Here is a 3914-nt window from a genome sequence, read left to right as displayed (position 1 = left end):
AAAACGGCCTGCATCCATGCAGGCCGCCCTCCGGGTCTTCGATTGCCTTCGCGAGTGCTAATCGACGCACGGCAACGGCAACGGCAACGGCAACTGCAACTGCAACTGCATCGTGCATCTTCAGCAGCGCGAACCCCTTCTCCCGCTCGCGGGAGAAGGGGGCGCGTAGCGCCGGATGAGGGCATCGCGACCCGAATGACGTCGCTGCTGCGGCTATCTGCAATCGGCCGAAACGCTTGGGGTGTCTGCTCCACGATTGGCTTGTCGCGGTCTCCACAGGCATCCCTCTGCTGACGAAGATTCTGCCCTCGCTGGAGCGCAGCGCGCCGTTCGAGGTCGATCCGCTCGAAGAGCCGGCCCCGCAAGAGCAGACGACGCAGAACCCGGACTAGGCCTCGCTCGGGCCGAACCGACCGCCTGTCGGCGGCCATGGCTGTCGCTGCGACCGTGCCGGCCGGGCCGGAGCGAACCCGCGGGGGCCTGAAACGAGCCCGATGCGGGTCAGCTTTGAGGCCGCCGCGCCTTGCATCGCCGCGATCCGCCCCCACACTGCCCAGTCCGCCGTCCCGAATTACAGTCTCCGCCATGCCCATCTACGCCTTCCAGTGCAGCGCCTGCGGCCACGCCTTCGACCGCCTGCAGAAGCTCTCCGACGCCGACCCCACCGTCTGCCCCGAGTGCGGCGCCGAGAAAGTCGGGCGTCAGCTGACCGCGCCGCAGTTCCGCCTGGCCGGCGGCGGTTGGTACGAGACCGATTTCAAGAAGGACGGCGACAAGAAGCGCAATCTGGCCGGCGAGGGCAGTTCCGGCGGCAGCGGCGGTTCGGCCCCGGCCGTCGACAGCAAGCCCGCCGAGAAGAAGGCCGAGCCCGCCGCGGCCCCGGCCAAGCCGGCCTCCGGGGCCAGCGCCACCTGATTCCGGACGGTCCGCGGCCAGCGCCCGGATGGTCCAGCTTTCACCCCGGGGCGTCGCGAGGCGCCCCGGGTCGTTTGCGGGAACGAGCCGCATCGGCCTGCCCTGAGTCGGGCCGGCGATGTGCGGCATAACGGCCGCACAGGGCGCACTGCAGCGGTCCTGAGCGCGGACTGGCAACTGCACCAGTCCTGCGCGTGCACTGGCACGTGCACTAGAATGACCGGTTCCGGCCCCCGGCCGGCGAGGCGTTCCCGGCCCGGCGGCTGCCGCGGCCCGGTCCCGAACCCTCCTGTCGCAACCCCCACGATTCACGGATCGACCAATCGGAGTTTCCATGCGTACCCATTTCTGCGGCCTCGTCGACGAGGCGCTGATCGGCCAGACCGTCACCCTGTGCGGCTGGGTCAACACCAATCGCGTCCAGAGCCACGTGGTGTTCACCGATCTGCGCGATCACGAGGGCGTGGTGCAGATCGTCGTCGACTCCGATACCGCCGAGCTGTTCAAGACCGCCGGCGATCTGAGCGTGGAGAGCTGCGTGCGGGTGACCGGCACGGTGCGTGCGCGCCAGGCCGCCAACGAAAAGATCCGCAGCGGCAAGGTCGAAGTGCTGGCGGCGACGATCGAAGTGCTGAACAAGGCCGAGCCGCTGCCGTTCCATGCCCATGAGAACGCCGGCGAGGAAACCCGCCTGACCTACCGCTACCTCGACCTGCGCCGTCCCGAGATGCAGAAGATGATGCGTACGCGCATCCGCCTGGTGCAGTCGCTGCGCCGCTGGCTCGACGCGCGCGGTTTCCAGGACATCGAGACCCCGATCCTGACCAAGGCCACGCCGGAAGGCGCGCGCGACTTCCTGGTGCCGGCGCGCATGCATCCGGGCGAGTTCTACGCCCTGCCGCAGTCGCCGCAGCTGTTCAAGCAGATCCTGATGGTGGCCGGCTTCGACCGTTACTACCAGATCGCGCGCTGCTTCCGCGACGAAGCGCTGCGCGCCGACCGCCAGCTTGAGTTCACCCAGCTCGACATGGAGTTCGCCTGGGTTTCCGAGCGCGACGTGCAGGACACCGTCGAGGACATGATCCGCGTGGTGTTCAAGGAAACCATCGAGGTCGAGCTCGACGCGCAGTTCCCGCGCATGACCTATGCCGAAGCCATGCGCCGTTACGGTTCCGACAAGCCCGATCTGCGCATCGACCTGGAATTCGTCGACATCGCCGAACTGGTCAAGCAGTGCGAGTTCAAGGTCTTCACCGACTGGGCCAACCACGCCGACGGCCGCGTCGTCGCCCTGCGCGCACCCGGCGCGGCCGGCTGGTCGCGCAAGCAGATCGACGAGTGCGGCGCGCACGCGGCCAAGTACGGCGCCAAGGGCCTGGCCTGGATGAAGATCGAAGACGCGTCGAAGGGCCGCGACGGCATCAACTCGCCGATCGCCAAGTTCCTCGACGACGCCACCCTGGCCAAGATCGTCGAAGTCAGCGGCGCCCAGAGCGGCGACGCGATCTTCTTCGGCGCGGCCGACTACAAGACCGCCAGCGATTTCATGGGCGCGCTGCGCCTCAAGCTCGGCAAGGACCTCGGCCTGGTCGCCGACGGCTGGAAGCCGCTGTGGGTCACCGACTTCCCGATGTTCGAGTGGGACGAGGAAGCGCAGCGCTACGTCGCCCTGCATCACCCCTTCACCGCGCCCGCGGTCGACGACATCGCCGACCTGCGCGCGAACGCCAAGACCGCGGTGTCGCGCGGCTACGACATGGTCCTCAACGGCAACGAGATCGGCGGCGGTTCGATCCGTATCCACCGCCCGCAGATGCAGTCGGCGGTGTTCGACCTGCTCGGCATCGGCGCGGAAGAGGCCGAGGCCAAGTTCGGCTTCCTGCTCGACGCGCTCAAGTACGGCGCGCCGCCGCACGGCGGCATCGCCTTCGGCATCGACCGCATCGCCGCGCTGATGGGCGGCACCGAGTCGATCCGCGACGTCATCGCTTTCCCGAAGACCACCACCGCACAGTGCCTGATGACCGGCGCGCCGTCGCCGATTCCGGACGCGCAACTGGCCGAAGTGCACGTGATGGTGCGTCCGAAGAAAGACCCGGCCTGACCGGAGTGCACGGCCGGGCTCGACGAGCCCGGTGGGTCGAGTCCAGCCCGGGCGGCGTGCGGAATCGCGCGTCGCCGTGGGCGGTCAGGGCCGGCGTCGTCGGCCCTCAGGGTCGCCCCCGCAAGGCGAGTCCCTGATCGCCCGTTCGCGTCGCCGCTCCATCGTTACCGTCCGCTTACACCGCGAGGCCTTATGACGAACGCCGCACCGAAATTTTCCATCCGCCGCGCCGGTGTCGGCGATGCGCCCCTCGTCGCCGATATCGCCACCCGCACCTTCGTCGAGACCTTCGGCCATCTGTACCCGCCGGAGGATCTGCAGGGTTTCCTGCTCGACAGCTATTCGGTCGAGAAGCAGGCGGTGATCCTGTCGCACCCGGACTACGCGATCTTCCTGCTCGAACGCGACGGCGTCGCGGTCGGCCATGCCGCGGCGGGACCGTGCGGCCTGCCGCATCCGGACGTGGCTCCGGGCGATGGCGAACTCAAGCGCTTATACGTGTTGCGCGAAGCGCAGAACGGCGGCTGGGGCGCGCGCCTGTTCGACACCGTGCTCGAATGGCTGCAGCGCGAAGGCCCGCGGACCCTGTGGATCGGCGTGTGGTCGGAGAATTTCGGCGCGCAGCGTTTCTATGGCCGGTACGGTTTCGAGCATGTCGGCCATTACGATTTCATCGTCGGCAATACGCGCGATCACGAGTTCATTCTCAAGCGCGATGCGGTGGCGGTTCCAGGCTGATATGAGGCGGCATAGCCCGTTGCCGTTGCCGCTATTGCCGTTGCTGTTGCCGTTGCCGTTGCCGTAAAGATTTTGCCGTTGTCGTGCGCCGATTCGCACTGGCGAAGGCAATCGAAGACCCGGAGGGCGGCGCGCAGGGATGCGCGCCGTTTTTCAT

At 67.9% G+C, this 3914-nt stretch carries 4 protein-coding genes; 3 read left to right on the top strand and 1 reads right to left on the bottom strand.

Going from position 1 to position 3914, the window contains the following annotated elements:
- Nucleotides 1-585 precede the first annotated feature (585 nt).
- From EX88_RS0122545 to EX88_RS0122535, 3 genes are all read left to right on the top strand, one after another.
- Nucleotides 586-915, top strand: a complete 330-nt coding sequence (locus EX88_RS0122545; protein WP_031374236.1) for an FmdB family zinc ribbon protein — start codon at nucleotides 586-588, stop codon at nucleotides 913-915.
- Nucleotides 916-1249: 334 nt separating this feature from the next.
- The gene (gene aspS, locus EX88_RS0122540) at nucleotides 1250-3019 is read left to right on the top strand and encodes an aspartate--tRNA ligase (protein ID WP_031374235.1); all 1770 of its coding nucleotides are present in this window, start codon (nucleotides 1250-1252) and stop codon (nucleotides 3017-3019) included.
- 192 nt (nucleotides 3020-3211) lie between these two features.
- The gene (locus EX88_RS0122535; protein WP_031374234.1) at nucleotides 3212-3757 is read left to right on the top strand and encodes a GNAT family N-acetyltransferase; all 546 of its coding nucleotides are present in this window, start codon (nucleotides 3212-3214) and stop codon (nucleotides 3755-3757) included.
- On the opposite strand, the gene EX88_RS27265 is transcribed toward EX88_RS0122535, so the two are convergent.
- Nucleotides 3712-3914, bottom strand: a 203-nt coding sequence (locus EX88_RS27265; RefSeq protein WP_235186403.1) for a hypothetical protein, incomplete at its 5' end; no start/stop codon positions are given. The genes EX88_RS0122535 and EX88_RS27265 overlap by 46 nt on opposite strands.

It is taken from the genome of Lysobacter antibioticus, assembly GCF_000731095.1.
Lineage (GTDB): Bacteria > Pseudomonadota > Gammaproteobacteria > Xanthomonadales > Xanthomonadaceae > Lysobacter > Lysobacter antibioticus_B.
This window is presented reverse-complemented; position numbering and strand designations above follow the sequence as displayed.

Excerpts from the sequence above, each read along its gene's own strand:
- EX88_RS0122545 (WP_031374236.1), top strand. The coding sequence starts at position 586 with ATGCCCATCTACGCCTTCCAGTGCAGCGCCTGCGGCCACGCCTTCGAC.
- aspS (WP_031374235.1), top strand. The coding sequence starts at position 1,250 with ATGCGTACCCATTTCTGCGGCCTCGTCGACGAGGCGCTGATCGGCCAG.
- EX88_RS0122535 (WP_031374234.1), top strand. The coding sequence starts at position 3,212 with ATGACGAACGCCGCACCGAAATTTTCCATCCGCCGCGCCGGTGTCGGC.